Annotated in this window: 15 protein-coding genes; 6 read left to right on the top strand and 9 right to left on the bottom strand. The window is 71.3% G+C overall.

Translation table 11 applies throughout. The features are described 5' to 3' along the window. Positions 1–114: 114 nt before the first annotated feature. Entirely contained in the window at positions 115–903 is a 789-nt protein-coding gene (locus tag IEY81_RS06460) for a siderophore-interacting protein (protein WP_189117652.1), read from the bottom strand. Between the two features lie 36 nt (positions 904–939). Beyond that, positions 940–1665 carry an arsenate reductase/protein-tyrosine-phosphatase family protein gene (locus tag IEY81_RS06465; RefSeq protein WP_189117653.1) on the bottom strand — a complete coding sequence of 242 codons (726 nt, stop codon included), beginning with the start codon at positions 1663–1665 and terminating at the stop codon, positions 940–942. A 278-nt stretch (positions 1666–1943) separates the two neighbouring features. Here IEY81_RS06465 and IEY81_RS06470 point away from each other — a divergent pair, with 278 nt between their 5' ends. The 3 genes from IEY81_RS06470 to IEY81_RS06480 are packed head-to-tail and all read left to right on the top strand — an operon-like array spanning position 1944 to position 5786. Continuing rightward, positions 1944–3359, top strand: a complete 1416-nt coding sequence (locus tag IEY81_RS06470) for a tyrosine-protein kinase domain-containing protein (protein WP_189117654.1) — start codon at positions 1944–1946, stop codon at positions 3357–3359. A 2-nt stretch (positions 3360–3361) separates the two neighbouring features. Continuing rightward, positions 3362–4771: an O-antigen ligase family protein gene (locus IEY81_RS06475; protein ID WP_189117655.1), complete on the top strand. Its 1410-nt coding sequence runs from the start codon at positions 3362–3364 to the stop codon at positions 4769–4771. Beyond that, on the top strand, positions 4764–5786 hold the full coding sequence (locus tag IEY81_RS06480) for an acyltransferase family protein (RefSeq protein ID WP_189117656.1): 1023 nt from the start codon (positions 4764–4766) through the stop codon (positions 5784–5786). Before IEY81_RS06475 ends, IEY81_RS06480 begins: the two co-directional genes overlap by 8 nt. A 179-nt stretch (positions 5787–5965) precedes the next feature. Here IEY81_RS06480 and IEY81_RS06485 read toward each other — a convergent pair whose 3' ends face one another. The 5 genes from IEY81_RS06485 to IEY81_RS06505 form a co-directional block, all read right to left on the bottom strand. Beyond that, complete coding sequence (locus IEY81_RS06485) at positions 5966–6874, bottom strand: glycosyltransferase family 2 protein (protein WP_229787442.1); 909 nt, start codon at positions 6872–6874, stop codon at positions 5966–5968. Further along, positions 6871–8517: a hypothetical protein gene (locus tag IEY81_RS06490; protein WP_189117658.1), complete on the bottom strand. Its 1647-nt coding sequence runs from the start codon at positions 8515–8517 to the stop codon at positions 6871–6873. Before IEY81_RS06490 ends, IEY81_RS06485 begins: the two co-directional genes overlap by 4 nt. A gap of 36 nt (positions 8518–8553) precedes the next feature. After that, a complete protein-coding gene (locus IEY81_RS06495; RefSeq protein WP_189117659.1) occupies positions 8554–9168 on the bottom strand; it encodes a hypothetical protein in 615 nt (204 codons plus the stop codon). Between the two features lie 109 nt (positions 9169–9277). Further along, on the bottom strand, positions 9278–11572 hold the full coding sequence (locus tag IEY81_RS06500; protein WP_189117660.1) for a hypothetical protein: 2295 nt from the start codon (positions 11570–11572) through the stop codon (positions 9278–9280). Positions 11573–11684: 112 nt separating this feature from the next. After that, positions 11685–12731, bottom strand: a complete 1047-nt coding sequence (locus IEY81_RS06505; protein ID WP_189117661.1) for a DUF2804 domain-containing protein — start codon at positions 12729–12731, stop codon at positions 11685–11687. 172 nt (positions 12732–12903) lie between these two features. Here IEY81_RS06505 and IEY81_RS06510 point away from each other — a divergent pair, with 172 nt between their 5' ends. Continuing rightward, on the top strand, positions 12904–14070 hold the full coding sequence (locus IEY81_RS06510) for a right-handed parallel beta-helix repeat-containing protein (protein WP_189117662.1): 1167 nt from the start codon (positions 12904–12906) through the stop codon (positions 14068–14070). On the opposite strand, the gene IEY81_RS06515 is transcribed toward IEY81_RS06510, so the two are convergent. Continuing rightward, a complete protein-coding gene (locus tag IEY81_RS06515) occupies positions 14057–15535 on the bottom strand; it encodes a lipopolysaccharide biosynthesis protein (protein ID WP_229787444.1) in 1479 nt (492 codons plus the stop codon). The genes IEY81_RS06510 and IEY81_RS06515 overlap by 14 nt on opposite strands. Before the next feature lie 79 nt (positions 15536–15614). Further along, positions 15615–16736, bottom strand: coding sequence for a glycosyltransferase (locus IEY81_RS06520; RefSeq protein ID WP_189117663.1), 1122 nt, complete (start codon positions 16734–16736; stop codon positions 15615–15617). Between the two features lie 159 nt (positions 16737–16895). On the opposite strand from IEY81_RS06520, the gene IEY81_RS06525 reads away from it, so the two are divergent. Both IEY81_RS06525 and IEY81_RS24105 read left to right on the top strand, forming a co-directional pair. Continuing rightward, complete coding sequence (locus IEY81_RS06525) at positions 16896–17672, top strand: CDP-alcohol phosphatidyltransferase family protein (RefSeq protein WP_189117664.1); 777 nt, start codon at positions 16896–16898, stop codon at positions 17670–17672. Continuing rightward, complete coding sequence (locus tag IEY81_RS24105; protein WP_229787446.1) at positions 17669–19561, top strand: glycosyltransferase; 1893 nt, start codon at positions 17669–17671, stop codon at positions 19559–19561. The genes IEY81_RS06525 and IEY81_RS24105 overlap by 4 nt, the downstream gene beginning before the upstream one ends. Positions 19562–19638 lie beyond the last annotated feature (77 nt).

Genomic DNA, 19638 nt, shown 5'->3' on the forward strand with positions numbered 1-19638 from the left:
ACGCGCCGACTCGACGCCCCACAGCGAGGCAGACGCGCCGGCTCGATGCCCCACAGCGAGGCAGATGCGCCGACTCGACGTCGTACGACGGGGCAGATGCGCCGAGTCGGCGGGTCAGGCGGGGGCGGCCTCGGCTTCGGCGAGCTCGCGCTTCCACTCGCGGAAGGTCTCCTCGGTGCGGCCGCGGCGCCAGTAGCCGGAGATGGAGACGTCGGCCTTGGGTACGCCGCGCTCCTTGAGGAGGTAGGGGCGGATGCCGTGCATGGTGACGGCGGCCTCGCCGTGGACGAAGGCGTGGACGCGGCCGTCGAGCCAGGGCAGCTCGCGGATGGCGGTGACGAGGGGCTGCTCGTGGCCCTCGGCGTCCTCGACGGCGTGGTGGGTGTGGCCGCCGGTGACCAGCCAGGTCACCTCGACGCCGGCGGGGTGGTCGAGGGACTGCTCGTGGCCGATGTCGGGTACGTCGATGATCGCGTAGCCGCGGGCGTCGGCCGGGAGCGCCGCGAGGCCGGCGCGGATGGCGGGCAGGGCGGTCTCGTCGCCGGCGAACAGGTGCCAGTCGGCGGTGGGGTCGGGGGCGTAGGCGCCGCCGGGACCACGGGCGGCGAGGGTGTCGCCGGGCTCGGCGGAGGCGGCCCACGGGCCGGCGTACCCCTCGGTGCCGTGGACGACGAAGTCGATGTCGAGGGTGCCGTCCTCGACCGACGGGTTGAGGGCGGTGTAGGTGCGCAGAACGGGGCCGTCCTCCTGATCGAAGACGAGCTTCACGTAACGATCGGTGAAGACGCTCGAGGAGAAGGCGCTCAGGTCCTCGGAGCGGAAGCTCACCCGGATCATCGTCGGTCCGATCCGCTCGGTGGCGGTGACGACGAGGAGGGTCTCGGGCTTCGCAGGACGACTCATGCAGGCAACCCTAACTTCGCCTCAAATCGCCCGTGGTCAACCTGCCGAGCGGTCGGAGTGGGCGGACCTGGGCTGGGTGGTGTCGACCGGCGCCGGCGCGATCGGCGCGGGAGCCAGCTGCTCCACGGGAGCCGGCGCTGGACGAGAAGCCTTGTTGACCAGCTGCAGGCTCGGTTCGAGCACCCGCAGCAACGTCTCGACGTGACCGCGGGCCTCGGTCACCAGCCGGCGGGCCTCCTTCGGGGACCTCTTCTTCAGGTCGAGCAGGTCGTCGTCGGAGGGTCGCCGGATGCGCCGGCGGGCCCGCTCGAGCGGGGCGAGCTGAACGAGCGTACGCAGCCGGGTGGCCGCGTCTGCCTCCGAACCCTGCGGCCCGCCCAGGGCCGGGCGCCCCAGCAGGTTGCCGAGCGCGGCGATCTCGATGAGCGTGAAGGTGCGCTTGACCGCGGAGGGGACGAGTCGGGCGACGTCGCTGCGGTGGGAGCGCTCGGCGGTGATGATCAGGTCGGCGCTCTCGATGTCGTCGACGTCGAGCCGGTAGGCCTGGTGCCTGGTCAGCCGGACGCCGGCCAGGGCCACCTCGGAGGCGATCATCGGGTCCATGTCGTAGCCCTCGAGCGCCTCGCTACCGGCCGAGATCACCGTGATGCCGTGTCGAGCGAGCCCGCTGACCTGACCGACGCCCTCACGGAGCATCGCCTCGATCGCCGGCGATCGTCGTACGTTCCCGGTGCACACGACCAGGATCGTCGCGGTGTCCATCCCTGCCTACCTTCGAACAGTTGCCTTACGAGTCTCGAGCGCGGACCTCGCGTCCACGCGGCCAACCCCCGAACGTGACGAAGAGACATTACGCAGTCGACCTACGAGTGCGAAAACCAACGGCGACCCGTTCACCCATTTGGGGGAACAGGGTGGGCACCCGGCGCTGTCATCCCCAATTCAGGGTGAGGATGTGCGCTGGCCCCGTGGGCCTGCCCCTCGTGACGGCCGCCGAGCCACGCACGAGCAGCCTGGCAAGACATCGGATGGAGTGACTGTTGGACCTGCGCGACTACGTCGCCGCCCTGCGAAAGCGCTGGTACATCGTCGCGGTGCTCGCGATCATCGGCGCCAGCGTGGCCTTCGCCCAGGCGCACGCCAGCCCGCCGCAGTACCGCGCGCAGAGCACCGTCTTCGTCTCGATCGCCCGCGGCTCGACGACCCAGGAGCTGGTGCAGGGCTCGACCTTCACCCAGGAGATCGTCGGGTCCTACGCGAAGCTCGCCACGATGCCGGTGGTGCTCGACCAGGTCATCTACGACCTCGACCTCGACACCACCCCCAAGGCGCTGGCCGAGCAGATCACCGCCGAGAACCCGCTCGACACGGTGATCATCGAGATCGATGCGGTTGCCACCACCAGCACCGATGCCGCCGAGCTCGCCAACGGGGTCGCCGACGAGCTCACCACCACGATCACGAACCTCTCCCCCAGCTCCAACAAGAAGGCCGCCGTCGAGGTGACCGTGGTCGCCCGGGCCGAACCGCCCGAGGAGGCGTTCGCCCCGCGTACGCGGCTGGCGGCTCTGGTCGGCTTCGCCGCCGGCTTCGGGCTCGGTGTCGCGATCGCGGTCGTCCGGGCGCTCCTCGACACCCGGGTGCGCTCCGCCGCCGAGCTCGAGCAGCTTACCGACGTCGGCCTCCTCGGCGCCATCCCCCGGCGCCGAGGCAAGCGGTCCCGCGGGGCGGTGACGGCCATCGACCCCCACAACGTCGCTGCCGAGGCGTACCGGCGGCTGCAGACCAACCTGCAGTTCCTCGACGCCTCGCTCCCGGTCCGCTCGATGGTCGTGACCTCCTCGATCGGCGGCGAGGGCAAGTCGACCACCTCGATCAACCTGGCGCTGGCGATCGCCGAGCAGGGCCAGCGGGTGCTGCTCGTCGACGCCGACATGCGCCGGCCTGCGGTCGCCGACTACTGCGGCCTGGAGGGCGCGGCTGGCCTGACGACAGTGCTGATCGGCAAGGCCGAGCTCGCCGACGTCGTCCAGGTCTGGGGCGACGCCAACCTCAACGTGCTCACCATGGGCGAGATCCCGCCCAACCCGGCCCAGCTGCTCGGTTCGCCGCGGATGGTCGACCTGCTCGAGGAGGCGCGTGCCGCGTACGACGTCGTCATCCTCGACTCCCCGCCGCTGCTTCCGGTGGCTGACGGCGCGATCCTCTCCCGGCTGACCGACGGAGCACTGGTCGTCGCCAACTGCCGCACCATCCACCGGCCGCAGGTGCTCGAGGCCATCGACAGCCTCGAGAACGTCGACGCGCGCTGCCTCGGCATCGTCGCCAACCAGGTCCGTGACACCGCGGCCCACACCTACTACGGCCAGCCCGAGCAGACCTGGTTCTCCCGGCTGCTCGCCCGCTTCGGGCGCACCCAGGCGCAGCAGCACCACCACCCCGCTGCCGGAGTCTGACCATGGCCGTCGCGACGGCGGTCCGGACCAGCACCGGACGTCCCCGGCGCGCCGGACGCAACGCGCGCAACGGCCGGGTCGAGCGCACCGGCTGGGAGGTGCTGACCGCGCTCCTGGCCGGTGCCGCGGCCTTCCTCGCGGGCACCGACTTCGACCTGGCGAAGGGTCTGACGGTCGGCGGGTTCTTCGCGGCCGCGCTGGCGCCGGTGTGGGTACGCGAGGCGAGCCGCTACCGCGGGGCAGGGCTGGGCGGCGTACTCCTTCTCACCTGTCTCGTCTCCGCCCTCGCCCTGGCGACCTGGCGTTCGGCGACGCATCCGCCGACGCAGGCGGGTGTGCTCGTCGAGCTGGTCCCGGTGATCTCGGCCGCGCTGACGGTGGGCGCGCTGCTGTGGGGGCAGCGGGTGCTGTCGCCGGGGCTGGTGGTGTGTCTGTACGCGGTCGGCTCGTTCATGACCGCGACGATGGGGTCCAGGTTCGCCGAGGATCCGTGGCGGTTCGGGTTCTCGATGCCGTCGACGATGCTGCTGCTCGGGGCCTGCCTGCTGATCAAGCGTCGCCCCCGCAAGCGGCTGCTCGCCGAGCTGACCGCGTTGGGCCTCCTGACCGGGGTCACGGCGCTCTCCGGGGCGCGGTCGATGAGCGCGTTCCTGGTCATGACCGCCGTGCTGCTGATCTGGCAGCACCGGCCACGTACGGCGAAGCGCACCACCTCGGCGCTGCTCTCGCTGGTGCTCGTGGGCGCGCTCGGCCTCGGCCTCTACCGGGCCGTCGAGGGGGCCGCGCTGGACGGCTATCTCGGCCAGTCGGCGCAGGAGCGTACGCAGGAGCAGACCCGGGCGGCCGGCTCGCTCATCCTCGGCGGCCGCCCGGAGATCGGCGCCACGGTCGCGCTGATGATGCACGAGCCGCTCGGCTACGGCGCCGGTGTGATGGCCACGCCGACCGACATGCAGGCCGCCAAGCAGGGCATGTCCCGGCTCGGCTACGACCCGGACAACGGCTACGTCGAGCACTACATGTTCGGCACCCGGATCGAGGTGCACTCGCTGATCGGCGACCTGTGGATCTGGTTCGGTCTCGCGGGCCTGGTGCTCTCCGGCTGGCTGCTGTGGCTCGCCGCCGGCTACCTGGGTCGCAGCATGTCCCACCGCACCGGCGCCGCGCTCGGGATCTTCCTCGCGCTGCAGCTCGGCTGGAACCTCTTCTTCGGGCCGATCATCAGCTCGCTGCCGCCGCTCGCGCTGGCCCTTGGCGTGTTCCTGCTGCAGCGCAAGGACGCTGTCGTGCCGCCCGTTGCCCAGGCGCCGGTCGGGCCGACGCGGAGGGCGCGGGGGTCGCGTGCTCGGGAGGGTCGGCGAGCACGGCGCGTGCGTCGTCGTTATCTCGCCGGAGGTCCGGAGCGTGCGTGAGGGCTGGATCGACTCCGCGCGTGGACTCGCGATCATCCTGGTGGTGGTCTTCCACGCGGTCATCAACCTCGACCTGGTCGGCCTCGCCGGGCCGTGGTCGCGTCTGGCCTACACCCTCGACACCTTCCGGATGCCGCTGTTCTTCTTCCTCTCCGGGCTCCTCGCGCCGTCGCTGCTCGCACGTCCGTGGGCCGCGGTCCTGCGCAGGCGCTGCCTGAACCTGCTCTATCTCTACGTGCTGTGGAGCATGCTGCTCGGTGTGTTCCGGGCGCTCCTGCCCCACTCGCCGCCGGGCGGGCTCGCTGCGATCGCCCGAGTGCTGGTCGAGCCCGACGTCTACCTCTGGTTCCTCTACACGCTCTGCCTCTTCACGTTCGTCGGCCGGCTGACGCGGCGTCTGCCCGCGTGGCTCGTGGTCGGGGTCGCGCTGGTCTGCTCGGCGGTCTTCGCCTCTGGCATCGCCTCCACCGGCGACGTCCCGTGGGACAAGACGTTCCGCTACTGGTTCTTCTTCGTCCTGGCCTCCCGCGCGGCACCCGCGGTGCGCTCGGTCGTGCCGCGGATGCGGGCCGTCCATGTGGTCGGGCCGGTCGTGGCGTACGTGGTGGTGCTGGGGTTCTTCCTCTACGTCTCCGACGACCGGATCATCTTCGTGCGGCCTCTGCTCGGCCTGATCGCCGTCGCCGCCGGCTGCGGCCTCGGGGTGCTCCTCTCGCGCCTCCCCGCGCTCGGTTTCGTACGCCACCTCGGCACCCGCACACTGCCGATCTACGTCGTCCACGCCTTCCCCATCACCGCCGCCGCAGCCCTCCTCACCGGCCGCGACATCGCCTGGCCGCCGGGCACGACCCTCGTGGCGGTCCCCCTGCTCACCGTGGCATCGATCCTCCTCGCCCTCGCGCTCCACCACGTGGTCACCGGCCGAGTCCACGGCATCTTCGACCTCCCAAGATCTCGCCGAGTCGGCGCAACTGCCTCACCAGAAGTCGCCGAGTCGGCGCAACTGTCTCAGTAGAAGTCGCCGAGTCGGCGCATCTGCCCCAGATTTCGACGCTGAGTCGGCGCAAGTGCCCCGAGAAGTCGCTGTGCGTCTTCGTACGTTGGGGCAAACGCGCCGACTCGACGTCCCACAGCGGGGCAGACGCGCCGACTCGGCGTTGCTCAGCGGGGCAGATGCGCCGACTCGGCGAGAGGTCAGCGGGCGTACTCGGTGTCGTAGGAGCCCCGGGCGCCGCGGAGCATGCCGAGGCCGCGGAGGAGGGTGCGGGTGCCGCGGGCCTGGTGGGTGAGGGAGCGGGTGGTCAGGCCGAGGACCAGACGGGCTCCGCCGCCACCGAGGCGGACGAGGCCGCGGGCGGTGGCGCGGAGGCGGGCGATCGGGCGGCGCCCCGGGGAGGCGAGGTAGACCTGCACGCGGGAGTCGGAGTTGCCGAGGCGGGAGGCGCGGGCGCGTACCCACTCGCGGGTGGCACGGTCGGCGGGTACGAGGTCCTCGACCGGCGCCTCGTCGCACCAGACGATGCGTCCGCCGGACGCAGAGAGAGTGCGGGTGAAGACGGTGTCGGAGCCGCCGGTGAGGCCGAAGCCGAGGTCGAAGCGGAGCGAGCCGACCTGCTCCATGTCGAGAAGCAGGTTGTTGGTGGCCGCGGTGGTGACGACGGTGCCGGTCTCGTGGCGGAGGCGGACGAAGAAGCCGCCGGCGGTGATCCAGGGGTCCGGCTCTGCGTCGAACCGGGAGACGACCGGGCCGACGACGGCCGCCGCGCCCGTCTCCTCCCAGCAGGAGACCAGCGTCGCCAGCCACTTCTCGGAGGGCTGCTCGTCGTCGTCGATGAAGACCACGACCGCCTCGGGTCCGGCCTCGGCGAGGGCCCGGTTGCGGGCGGCGGCGATGCCTGGAGTGGGCTCGTGCACGTAGACCACGCGTACGTCACCCCCGGCCGCCTCCGCGACCGCGGCCGCAGCGCTCGGCTGCTCGTCGTTGTCCACCACGAGCAGCCGAGCGCCGGGCACGAGATCGAGCTGGGCCCGGAGCATGCCCACCGCCTCGGCCAACCCCTCGGGGCGCCGATAGGTGAGCATGCAGACCCAGACCGACCTCACTTGATCTTGACCGTGACCCAGTCGGAGCGGGAGACGTTGCCGAGCGGGTCGACGGCCTCGATGCGGTACTTCTGCGAGGAGCCGCTGGTGCGGCCGGTGTCGGTGAAGGTCGTCGCGGAGTGCTTCCAGAACGGCGCGGTGACCTTCACGGTCTTGATCGGGGTGGAGTCCATCGTCCCGCGGTAGAGCTTGTAGGTGACGGTGGCGTTGTCCTTGTCGGGGTTGCCCGGCCACTTCACCGTCGCCTTGCCGGCGGTGGTCGAGGTGGCGGTCAGCGCCCACTTCGCGCCCTTCAGCGTCGGACCGATCTTGTTGGGCGCGACGTCCTTGACCGCGAAGCGCACCAGACCCTGCTGAGCGACGCCGTTGACCTTCGGGAACTCACCGCCGAAGAGCACGTACTTGTCGTTGGCGGTCACGGTCCAGGTCGCCTGGCCCGAGCTGGTGAAGGTGCCGTTGGTCCACTTCGGGTACCACTCCAGGAACTCCGGGCGCGGGGTGCCGGGGTGGTCGGGATAGTTGTACTTGTCGTCGGCGACGTTGGTGCCGCGTACGTCCTGGGTGACCGCGGTGGAGTGGTACCAGGTGCGCGGCTTGGTCTCCGGCAGCCCGCCGGAGGTGTCGCAGCCGTGCTTGTGGCTGGACTGGTAGACGGCGTCGGCGGTCGGCCAGACGGCGTAGGTGTCGCCGTGACAGTCCTCGAGCCAGGTCAGGCTGCCGGTCTTCCAGTCGGCCTTGAAGGTGCCCTCGAGGTTGCCGCCGGTGCCGTAGTTGTAGCCGCTGCCGTAGAAGCTGGTGCCGTCGGACTCGAGCGAGAGGATCGCTGCCTCGGCGCCGGCGTTGCGCACCTCGGTGTTGACCGGCAGCGCCAGCGAGCTGCTCGAGGAGACCTCGAGCCGGGCCAGGCCGTAGCCGGGCTTCGTGGAGCCGTTGACGCTCGTGAAAGCCCCGCCGATGACGACCTGGGTGCCGTCGGAGGAGACCACGATGTCGTTCACGTTGCCACCCGCGAGCTTCGGGTTGAACGGCAGCAGGCTGGTGCCGGTGTCACCGGGCTTGACGGCGGCGACCTTGGTGCGAGCGGTCTTGTCGGCCGAGGTGAAGACGCCGCCGTAGAAGATTGCGTTCGAGCTGACCGCGACCGCGTTGGTGGTCGAGTTGAAGATCGGCCGGAAGCTGGTCGCCTTGCCGGTGGCGAGGTCGATCGCGGCCGCCCGGTAGCGGTTGGCGCCGTCGACCTGGGTGAAGCCGCCCGCGACGTAGAGCAGCTTCTTGTCGGGCGAGAGGGCCATGTCCTTGACCTGGCCGTTGAACTCCGGCGCGAAGCCGCTGACCAGCTTCCCGGTCGAGAGCTTGTAGGCCAGCATGTGGGAGCGCGGCGTCTCGTCGGTGCCGGCCGCGGCGCCGGCCGGGCGCGCGGAGGTGAAGTTGCCGCCGACGTAGACGGTGTCGCCGACGATCACCTGCTTCCAGGCGACGCCGTCGATCTGCACGGTGGGAAGTACGTCGGCGGAGACGGTCTTCGGGAGGTCGGTGTCGGTCGGCGCGGTGTCCGCGGAGGCGGAGGTCGCGGTGGCCACCAGGGACAGGCTCGTGGCCACGAGCGCCAGAACAGCCAGGATCGGCTTCATCACATCTCTCATCGTGGGGGACGGTGGATGGTGCTTATCTCTGCGTGCTTATCTCTGCGGTCGGCCCTTGAAGACCACCACGTCCGTGCCGTCGCCGAGGTCCAGCTCGACGCGGACGGGACGGGCATCCTCCGGGATCTGGAAGACGTAGACGCCCTTGGCGGACTCGCCGTCGGCGATCGACTCCGGGAACGGAACCTCGCCGTCGGAGGCGACGCTGACGGCCGGGGTGCGGTCACGGCCGTAGTAGGCGTTGACCACACCGAGCGCCAGCGAGAGCTTCTTGCCGGTGTCGTTCTTCACCTTCACGGTGATCGCCAGCGCCGGGCCGCCGACCTCGCCGGGCAGGCTCGCCTTGGCCTGGACCGACTTGATCTCGGCCAGCCGGGCGGTCACGCCCGGCGCGGTGGTCGCCTCCGCCTTGAGCCCGATCGCGCGGGAGCCCGAGGTGGGCTTGCCCGCGTTGCGGTCGTCCGGCTCGTCGGAGGGTCTCTCCGAAGGTGTCGGCGTGGACGAGGCCGCGGCGGCGACCGGCGCGTCCGCCTCGGGATCCGAGCCGGAGGGCTTGCTGACGAGAAGGGTGACCGCGACGCTCACCAGGACAGCGACGGCCGCAACGGCTGCCGCGACGTACATCCTCGAGCGCGGGACGTGATTGAGCATGGGGGATCTTCCGCGGGCGGGGTCGGACAAAGACGTTGAATTCAAGCCCAACTCAGCCGCCCGCGGGTGGATCCACGCGCAGACTCCCCAAGATGGGGTACGTGTCCCCTTAGGGCTCCATCACCGACAGGTCGTCCCAGCTGAGCCGCACCGGGGTGGAGCCGATCGTCGAGGCGCCGTAGCCACGGAGCATCACGCCGCCCGCGACCTGGTTGGCCGCGGTCGAGTCGGACAGCTCGTACGTCCAGCCCGACGGCTCCGCGGAGCCGGCCGGCCACACCTTGGTGCGCACGGTCGTCGGCGAGGTGCCGGTGACCTGGAGGCGCACCTTCAGCCGCTCGCCCGGCGCCACGCTCAGGCCCGCGACGGCGTTGGCGCCGACGACGGGGGTGCCGCTGCGGACGAGGTGTACGCCGACGGTGCCGTCGGGGTTGAACCGGAGCCGCGAGGCGTAGTGGTTGGAGCCGGAGACGCGAGCGCCGAGGATGCCCCAGACGTAGCCCGCGTCGGGGAGCCGGGAGGCGGCGACGCTGACGGTCGCGTCGACGTCACGCTCGGACGGGTCCTCGAGCCGCGACTCGGTGGTGCCGCCAGGGGTGACCGCGTGCCAGCCGCGGCCGTCGGAGACCGAGAAGCTGCCGGCCACGCCGGTGCGCGCCCAGGTGCCGCCGACGTCGGCGGTGCCCCAGCCGCTGGACTCGGCCCGCTCGAAGGTGTCCTCGGCGACGACGCCCTCCTCGGGCGCGTCCGGGACGCCGCGAACCTCGACGGTGATCCAGTCGGTGAGCGCGCGGTTGCCGAACGCGTCCTCGGCGGCGACGCGGTAGCGCTGGCTGGTGCCCTTCGGAGCGGAGGTGTCGGTGAAGGTCTGGTTGGCCTGCTTCCAGAAGGCGGCCGTGACCGCCTTGGTGTGGATCGGCTCCGCGTCGATCGAGCCGCGGTAGACCTTGTAGGTGACGGTCGCGTTGTCCATGTCGGCGTTGCCGGGCCAGGTCAGCTTGACCTGACCGTCGGCGGGCGAGGTCGCGGTCAGCTTGAACTGCGAGCCCGACTTGGCCGGGCCGACCTTGTTGGGCGCGACGTCCTTGACCGCGAACCGCACCAGACCCTGCTGAGCGACGCCGTTGACCTTGAGGAACTCGCCGCCGTAGACGACGTAGTCGTCAGTCGCCGTGACGGTCCAGGGCGCCTGGTTGGAGCCGGTGAAGGTGCCGGGGGTCCACTTCGGGTACCACTCCAGGAACTCCGGGCGCGGGGTGCCGGGGTGGTCCGGATAGCCGTAGATGTCGCGCGTGTTGGTGCCGCGTACGTCCTGGGTGACCGCAGTGGAGTGCTGGAAGCTGCGCGGGTTGGTCTCCGGGAAGCCGCCGGAGTTGCCGCAGTAGTGCTTGTGGCTGGCCTGATAGACGACCGAGTCGGTCGGCCAGACCGCGTAGGTGTCGCCGTGACAGTCCTCGAGCCAGGTCAGCCGGCCGTTCGCCCAGTCGGCCTTGAAGGAGCCCTCGACGTTGCCGCCGCTGCCGAAGTGGTAGCCGCTGCCGTAGAAGCTGGTGCCGTCGGTCTCGAGCGCGAGCACAGCGGCCTCGTTGCCCGCGTTGCGGACCTCGGAGTTGACCGGCAGCGCCATCGACGCGCCGGTGGCGACCTTGATCCGGGCCAGGCCGTAGCCGGGGTTGCCGGAGCCGTTGACCTTGGTGAAGTTGCCGCCGATCACGATGTCGGCGCCGTCGGGCGAGACGACCAGGTCCTGCACCGACCCGTTGGAGACGGTCGGGTTCATCGGCAGCAGCTGGGTGCCGGTGTCGTTGGGACGGACGGCCGCCACCTTGGTGCGTGCGGTGTTGTCGGCAGAGGTGAAGGCACCGCCGAAGAAGACCGCGTCGGCGGTCGCCGCGACGGCATAGGTGGCCGAGTTGAAGATCGGCCGGAAGGTGGTCACCGCGCCGGTGGCCAGGTCGATCGCCGCACCCCGGTAGCGGTTGACGCCGTCGACCTGGGTGAAGCTGCCGGCGACGTAGAGGAGCTTCTTGTCGGGCGAGAGCGCCATGTCCTTCACCTGGCCGTTGAACTGCGGCGCGAAGCCACTGATCAGCTCACCGGTGGAGAGCCGGTAGGCCAGCATGTTGGCCCGCGGCGTCTCGCTGGTGCCGGCCGCGGCGCCCGCCGGGCGCGCGGAGCTGAAGTTGCCTCCGACGTAGACGGTGTCGCCGACGATCACCTGCTTCCAGGCGACCCCGTTGATCTGCACCGTCGGGAGTACGTCGGCCGAGACCGTCTCCGGCAGTGCGGGGTCGATCGGCGCGGTGTCCGCCGTCGCCCCTCCCGACATGACCAGGCCGCTGCCCCCGAGAACCGCTGCGGCCGCCCCGGCCGCAAGCAGACGCCATCTGTGAATCTGCGTCATCCATCCATCCCTGCACAAGGCGCGACCACCGCGGCCGCGACGCGTCAGTGTCGCGGCACACCGGTCTGTGCGCCTGCGGAACGCGAGCGTGCTCCCCAGAATTAGGGATGCCTCACCACTTCTGGTGCACGTCCTCGGCCCAGCCGAAGACATCCGCGATGCGGATCCACTGTGCGCTCCCGCGCTCCGCGGGGATCCGGACCCGGCCGGACCACACCCCGAAGCATTGGTGGGTGAAGGAGGAGATCACCTTGAAGTCGGTCTCGGAGACCTTGTCGTGGTGCGGGGTGAAGGTGAGATCCACGTCGGTGCCGGTGACCTTCCACGGTTCCAGCCATGCGGAGGTGTCATAGGTCCACACCAGCTCCTCGCTGATCTTGTGGAGCCTGCCGTCGACGAGCAACGAGTTCTCCACCGAACCGGTCCCGTCGGTCCACTTGCCGCCCACCTGGACGCCGATGACCTTGCCGTCCGTACGTCCTGAGCCGGCGCCCCAGTTCCAGTGCATCCGGTGCGGCCAGCGGCCGCGACCGTGATCGAGGGTCGCCCACGCCTCCTCACCCGCCACCGGGTGCTCGACCCCGTCGAACCAGATCGTGCCGGTGGCCGGGCGCGCGACATCCTTGACGGTGTACTGGAAGAGCCGGTCGGTCCACGGCACCACCACGCCGAGGGCCTCATGGCCCGCCGGCCGGTTGGCCACCACATCGACCTGCACCCGGTCGCCGCTCGCCCGCAGCCGGGTGCCGCCGTCGACCTCGGTGAGCTCGATCTGCAGCGTCCTGCTCCTCAGCGTCGCCGGCCCCTCACCCAAGGTGCCGGGCATCCTGACCCCGGCCCCGAACGGCGTGGTCACGTCCTGGCCGTGCTCCTCGCCGGTGACCCGGTCCCAGATCCACAGGCTGTTCACGCCCGCGTAGTCGATGTGGCTCAGCACGATCGCCACGACATGCGAGGGCGTGGTGACGGCCCAGTAGTCCCAGCGCTTGTTCCGGCCCATCCCGACCCGGCCCCGGCCGATGCCGTCGGTGCGGATCAGCGGGGCCCGGGTCCAGCCCACCGCATCGCGGTTGAGGCGACCGTCGGGCCGGGTCAGCGACACTGCCGAGGTGATCTCACGCTCGGTGACGGCCACAGGTTCTTCGTCTCGACTCGACATCGGACTGAGCCTAGAGCGCGGCGGACGGGCTCGGAGGCTCCGGTCACCGCCGAAGGATCTCCATCCCCTGAATCGGGTATGTGCTGCCTCCCGGGCCCGACCCGCGCTGGCTACGAGTGCAGACTCCCGCCTTCGTCAGTAGGCTGCGAAGCCCACAGGAAGGCGAACGTCCTTGGCTCTTCAGCCCCGCCCGTCACGGCCCGTTCCGGTTCGGCCCACGCCGCCCCGGTCCCGTCCGTCCCGGGCCATCCTCCTCGGCATCTCCACGCTCGCCACGGTGGCGGCCTTCGGCACGACCTACGCGTTGACCCAAGGTCCCGCCGAGGACACCGCACCCCGCGCCGAGCGCAGTCTCGGCGACCTGCCTCCCGACGACTTCGGTGGCCCCGCGAGCCCGTCGCCGACGGTCTCCCCCACCGCCTCCTCGACGCGGATCCCCGGCCCCTCGGCCAGCGGTTCGCCGAAGAAGCGGCCCTCGGGCCCGGCGGATCCCGACCGCTCCAGCGACCGGCCCGGCGAGCCGGCCGAGGCCGAGCCGCTGGCCGCGGCGCCGGCGAACGTCAGCGGCTTCCCGGGGTCGGGCAGCACCGGCGTACCCAACGGCAAGAAGCTGCGCGTCCACCGCGGCGACCTGACCATCCGCACGGCCGGGAAGATCGTCGACGGCCTCGAGGTGCACGGCAAGGTCAGCGTCGAGGCGCCGAACGTGACGATCCGCAACACCGTGGTGATCGTGCCGACGGGTTCGGAGACGGCCGGGATCTCCAACAACAACGACAACGGCCGCGGGATGGTGGTGCGCAACGTCGAGGTGCGCGCCGCGAGCTCGGCGCCGGGCGTCAACGGGGTGACCGGCCACGACTTCACGCTGGAGCGCTCCGAGATCCACCACGTCACCGACCAGGTGCACATCACCGGCAGCAACGTGACCGTGCGCGACAACTGGTTTCACGACAACTACCACTTCTCCAGCGACCCCTACCAGGGCGGCGGCGCCTCCCACGACGACTCGATCCAGATCATCGGCGGCGGCAACATCACCATCGCGGGCAACCGCTTCACCGGCGCGTACAACGCCGGCGTGATGATCTCCCAGAGCATCGGAGACGTCGACGGGGTCACGATCCGCGACAACCTCCTCGGCGGAGGCGGCTGCACGGTCAACATCTCCGAGAAGGGCCGGGGCCCGGTCGGTGGCCTGGTGATCCGCGACAACCGGTTCCTCAGCGACCAGCGCGTCGACGGCTGCGCGATCATCCGGCCCTCCTCCACGAACATCACCCACTCCGGCAACGTGTGGCACGAGTCCGGCCGCAAGGTCGCGCTCAGCCGCGGCTGAGCACCTTGCCGGGCAGCTTCGGCCCGATCGCACCGCGCACCGTCGCAGCGAGCGTGAAGACGTCGCGGCGGATCGGCGGGAGGAGCAGCAGGAGGGCGTACGCAGCGGCCCCGGCCGCTCCGCACGCCAGCACCGCGAGCGCGGGGTGCCGGCCGTGGAGGGCTTCGGCGGTGGCGTACGCGGCGGCTGCGACCGTCGCCGCGACCAGCAGGATGCGCGCGGCGCCGAGGTAGAGCGGGCCGACCCGGAGCCGGGTGCGGCGGGAGATCCACCACAGCGAGAGCGGCCACTCGAGCAGATGGGCGGTGGCGAAGGCGACCGCGACACCGGTGATCCCGTAGCGGACGCCGACCAGGACGCAGAGGACCTTCAGGGTCGAGGCGACCAGCGTGTAGTGGCGCAGCTCGGTGGTCAGCCCGTGGGCGAGATAGACCCAGTAGCCGACGTAGGCCAGCGTCTGGAACAGGCCGGCGCAGGCGAGCAGCGCGAGGATGCCGGCGACGTCCCAGCCCGGGCCGAGGAAGAGCGCGCAGACCGGGACCGCGGCGCCGGCGACCAGGCCGAGGCCGGCGCCGAGGCTGTAGCCGAGCGCGACCTGGCCGCGCTGCACGAACCGCTGGGTCAGCGGCGGGTTGTCGCGGAGCCGGCTCAGCACCGGCAGCGCCACCGTGGTGGTGGGGCTGCGCAGCTGGCCGAGCGGGGTCATCAGCAGCTGCCAGGCGCGGTTGTAGATGCCGAGCTGGTGGGCGCCGAGGCGGGTGCCGATGAGCAGCGAGTCGATGTTGTTGGCGGCATAGTTGATCAGCTGGGTGCCGGTCAGCGACCAGCCGAAACGCAGGAACCCGGAGGTCCCGGCGCCGCGCTTCGGGCGGCCGGGAAGCCAGCCCGCGAAGAAGCCCGCGAAGGCCAGCGCGACCGCGGCCTGGACGAGCTGCTGGACGACCAGGGCCCAGTAGCCGGCGCCGTGGGCCGCTGCGTACGCCGCGGCCCCGAGGGCCAGCAGGGGTGCGGTGGCCTCGCCGGTGGCGAGCCGGGTGAAGAGCATCCGCCGGGTGAGGTCGGCGCGGTACTGCGCGGCCATGCCGTTGAGGACGAACATCCCCGCCATCGCGGCGGTCAGGGCGGTGAGCGCGGGCTCGTCGTAGAGGAGGGCGATGAGGGGCGCGGCGGCGATCGCGACGAGGGCGAGGACGAGCCCGATGGCGGAGTTGAGCCACCACAGGTTGCTCTGCTGGGCGCGGGTGAGGGTCTTGGCCTGGACGGCGGCGGTCGAGAGGCCGAAGTCGCGGAAGATCTCGGCGATCGCGATGACCGCCAGGACCATCGCGACCAGGCCGTAGTCGCGGGGGCCGAGCAGGCGGGAGAGGATCGCGACGGAGGCGACCTGGACCAGGATGCGTACGCCCTGGCCGCCGAGCACCACCAGCCCGCCGCGGGCGGCCTTGCGGCCGAGCGGCTCGCTCACGCCGCCACCTCCGTAGCGCAAGCGCGAGGATACGGACATGGCGGCGTGGTGGCCCGACGGGTCGCTCGCTGGCGCTCGCTCAACCGAGGACCTCGGCGGCGATCTGGTCGCGGTAGCGCTCGGCGCCGAAGCGCTCCCCGGCGCTTTTGCGTCCGGTGGACGCTATTTCCGTCGCCAGCGCCGGGTCGGCTGCGAGCCGCAGGATCGCGGCAGCCAGCTCGGCCCGGTCGGCCGGGGTGACGAGGAGCCCGGTCTCGCCGTCGGTGACGATCTCGGCCAGGCCCTGCACGCGACTGGCGACCAGGGGCCGCTCGGCGAGGAGGGCCTCGACCGCGACGTTGCCGAACGGCTCGACGCGCGAGGGCACCAGCACCACGTCGGCCTGCTCGAGCTCGCGCGCGGGCTCGGCGACGTAGCCTCGGAAGTCGACGCTGCCCTCGAGATCTGCTTCGGCGGCTCGTGCGCGGAGCTCTTCCTCGAACCACTCGTAGCCGACGAACACCGAGCCGCAGAGGGTCAGCCGGGCGTCGATCCCTTGCCGGCGCACCTCGGCCAGCGCTTCGAGGGCCACGTCGGTGCCCTTGCGGGGCGAGAGGCGTCCGACGAGCACGAGACGCAGCGGGTCGTGTGGAGCGCGGGTGCGCGCCGGGACGATCGACTCCGGCCCCGGGACGCCGTTGTAGACGACGCTCGTACGCCGCGCCAGCCTCGCCAGTGTCCGGACGAGGACGTCGCGCGAGGCGCGGGAGTTGGCCACCACGCGGGTGGCCAGCAGGAGCGGAGCGGTCAGGGCGAGGCGTACCGGCTTGGGCTGGTCGTCCTCCGCCTCGTGCACGTGGCAGACCACGGGGACGCGGGCCGCGCGGGCGACGACGACCCACCACGGGATCGTGACCGTGTTGACGAGCAGACGGCTCGGACGGACCCGGCGCCACAGGCGTGCCGCGCGGACCCAGAAGACGGCCAGGGCGGCGACGAGGCGGAGCAGGCCGGTGGGGCTGAGGTAGGCCTTGCGCAGGACGGGGAAGGGCACCACCTCGACGCTCGCGCCGGCGGCTTCGAGGAGGGGGATCAGGGGTCCGCGCGCGGGGACGACGACGGTGACCAGCTGCCCTGCCTGGCGCATCCCACGCACCGTCTCGACCAGCTGAAGATCGGAACCGTAGACGTCCGGCGACGGGTGGGCGACCAACAAACGCATGATGCGCAACCGTATGCCACCCCCACCACCAGGGCCGAAGGTCATGGCAAAGTCCTACCCAGATCTGGGGAGGCGGACGACCTTCGCGGGGTGGTCGGACTGGGCCTCGTCTAGGGTCCGCATGTCCCTCCCCCACGCACCAGCGAAGCAGGATCTTGCATGACCGCGACCGGCGCCGAACGCGCCCCTGGCGGCTTCCGTACGCATCTGGCGGCGCTGGCCTCGGCGCAGAAGCCCTCGCTCAACACCGCGGCCTACTCGCGGCTCGTCAACCGGCCGGCCGGCCGGGTCGCCGCGGCAGCCGCGCACACCCTCGGTGCGACTCCCAACCAGGTGACCGCGGTGAGTGCGACGCTCTCGACCGCCGGGCTGGCGATCCTGGCGCTGGTCGAGCCGCGCTGGTGGACCGGGATCGTGGTCGCGGTGCTGCTGGCCGCGGGCTACGTGCTCGACTCCGCCGACGGTCAGCTCGCGCGGCTGCGCGGCGGCGGGTCGCGCTCGGGCGAGTGGCTCGACCACACCATCGACTGCTTCAAGACCGCCAGCCTGCACCTGGCCGTGCTGGTCTCCTTCTATCGCTTCGGCCCGGCCGGCGACGGGTGGCTGCTGGTGCCGCTGGGGTTCGAGGTGGTGGCTGTGGTCACCTACTTCGGGCTCATCCTGATGCCCACCCTCCGACCCGCTCCGGAGGGAAAGCCGGTGGTCGAGCCTGTCGAGACCACCCAACCCACGACACCCGCACCGGAACACCCGCTCCGCAAGTGGGCACTCCTCCCGATGGACTACGGCGCCCAGTGCTGGATGTTCGTGCTGCTCGGTTTCGGAGCGGTCTTCTCGTGGGTCTATCTCCTGGTCTTCGCCTGCAACGCGGCGGCACTGGTGATTGCGCTTCGTAAGTGGTGGCGTGAGCTGCGGGCGCTGGACGGGGTCGCATGAGCGACCTCTCCCGCCTCGCCGTGGTCGTGGTCGGCTACGGCGACCCAGGGCTGCTCGAGCGCAACACCACCCAGGTCTCCGCCGCGCTGAGCCCTGCGCGGATCGTCGTGGTCGACAACCACTCGACCGACGCCAACCGGGTCGCGGTCCGCGCGCTCTGCGAGCGCGAAGGCTGGACCGGCGTCTTCCCGGGCACGAACACCGGCTTCGGCGGGGGCTGCAACCTGGGTGCCGCGGCCGCGCTGGAGGCGGGTGCCGAGGTGCTGCTCTTCCTCAACCCCGACGCCACGATCGACGCCGAGTCGACTTTGCGTCTCGTGGACGCAGTTGCCGCGGAACCGCTGATTCTCGCAGCGCCGACGGTGCTGGGTTCCGACGGGTCGGTCGCCTCAGCAGGGATCGACCTGGACCTCGACACCGGCACGATGCGGCCGTGGCGACGGCGCGATGACCACCCAGGGGCTGACACGTTGCCATGGGTCACCGGCGCCTGTTTCGCGGTGACGCGGGAGCTGTGGGAGCGGCTGGCCGGCTTCGACGAGCGCTACTTCCTCTACTGGGAGGACGTCGACCTCTGCGCCCGCGTCCGCGCGTTCGGCGGACGCGTCGCGATCATCGAGGGGGCCACCGCGGTCCACTCCGGCGGCGGCACCCAGCGCGCCGAGGGTTCCCGCGCCAAGTCCCCCGCCTACTACTACTTCAACATCCGCAACCGCGCCCTCTTCGCACGGACCTGGCTCAGCCAGGAGCGCGAGCGGGCCTGGCGTCGCGGGGCGGTCGGAGCTGCGTACGAGATCCTGATGAGGGGCGGACGACGTCAGCTCCTCCATCCAGTGAAGCCGGTCTCGGCGGTGCTACGCGGTCTGCGCGACGGGCGGCGGACACGGCCGCTGCGGGTGATGGAGTCGGTGCCGGCGCTGCGGGCGACGACCAACCCCTACATCGTGCAGCTGGTCGAGCGGCTGCGGGAACGCGACGACACCGAGGTGCTGCTCTTCGGGTTCCGCCGCGCGATCCTGGGTCGCTACGACGTCTACCACGTGCACTGGCCCGAGCTGCTGATGTCGGCCCGCACGCCGCTGCGCCGGCTCGCCCGGCGCCTGCTCGCCACCGCGTTCGTGATGCGGCTGTTGGTCACCCGCACCCCGGTCGTACGCACCTGGCACAACCTCCAGCGCCCCGCCGGCCTGAGCCGCTGGGACCACCTCCTCCTCGACCGGCTCGAGCGCCGCACCCGGCACGTCATCCGGCTCACCGACCAGACCGCGCCGCCGCTGGAGGTGGCGACCTCGACGATCGTGCACGCGCACTACCGGGACTGGTTCGCGCGCATCGAGCCCGCCTTCGAAGCGGCTGTGAACCCACGACGGGCCCTCTACTTCGGCCTGATCAAGCCCTACAAGGGGGTCGAGCAGCTGCTCGAGGTCGTCGCCGACAGCCCCGAGGCGGACTTGGACGTACGCATCGTCGGCTCGCCCGCCGACCCCGCCCTCGCCGACCAGGTCCGGTCTGCGGTCGCCGCCGACCCGCGGCTGAGCGCCGACCTGACCTACGCCGACGACGCCACCCTCGCCGCCGAGATCGGCGCCGCCGCCCTCGTCGTACTCCCCTACAAAGCCATGCACAACTCCGGCGCCCTCCTCCTCGCCCTCTCCCTCGACACCCCTGTCCTCGCCCCCGACAACGAGGTCAACCGCCTCTTGGCAGAAGAGGTGGGCGAAGGCTGGCTCCACCTCTTCGACAGCCCCCTCACCATCGACGACCTCGAACGTGCCCTGAAGGCCATCGAAGCCCACCCGCCGATCGGCCGCCCGAACCTGTCGACCCGCGACTGGCCCGAGTCCGCCGCCGCCCACGCCGCCGCGTTCCGCTCAGCGCTCCACCCCTGACAAACGGCCTCCCCGCCTCCCCGTTTCACCGAGTCGGCGCAACTGCCCCGCCATACGTCGCCGAGTCGGCGCAACTG

The organism is Nocardioides luteus (assembly GCF_014648595.1).
Classification (GTDB): domain Bacteria; phylum Actinomycetota; class Actinomycetes; order Propionibacteriales; family Nocardioidaceae; genus Nocardioides; species Nocardioides luteus.

Coding starts and splice junctions, on each gene's coding strand:
- IEY81_RS06525 (WP_189117664.1), top strand. CDS start 16,896: ATGACCGCGACCGGCGCCGAACGCGCCCCTGGCGGCTTCCGTACGCAT.
- IEY81_RS06460 (WP_189117652.1), bottom strand. CDS start 903: ATGAGTCGTCCTGCGAAGCCCGAGACCCTCCTCGTCGTCACCGCCACC.
- IEY81_RS06505 (WP_189117661.1), bottom strand. CDS start 12,731: ATGTCGAGTCGAGACGAAGAACCTGTGGCCGTCACCGAGCGTGAGATC.
- IEY81_RS06490 (WP_189117658.1), bottom strand. CDS start 8,517: ATGAGAGATGTGATGAAGCCGATCCTGGCTGTTCTGGCGCTCGTGGCC.
- IEY81_RS06520 (WP_189117663.1), bottom strand. CDS start 16,736: ATGCGTTTGTTGGTCGCCCACCCGTCGCCGGACGTCTACGGTTCCGAT.
- IEY81_RS06500 (WP_189117660.1), bottom strand. CDS start 11,572: ATGACGCAGATTCACAGATGGCGTCTGCTTGCGGCCGGGGCGGCCGCA.
- IEY81_RS06495 (WP_189117659.1), bottom strand. CDS start 9,168: ATGCTCAATCACGTCCCGCGCTCGAGGATGTACGTCGCGGCAGCCGTT.
- IEY81_RS06475 (WP_189117655.1), top strand. CDS start 3,362: ATGGCCGTCGCGACGGCGGTCCGGACCAGCACCGGACGTCCCCGGCGC.
- IEY81_RS06465 (WP_189117653.1), bottom strand. CDS start 1,665: ATGGACACCGCGACGATCCTGGTCGTGTGCACCGGGAACGTACGACGA.
- IEY81_RS24105 (WP_229787446.1), top strand. CDS start 17,669: ATGAGCGACCTCTCCCGCCTCGCCGTGGTCGTGGTCGGCTACGGCGAC.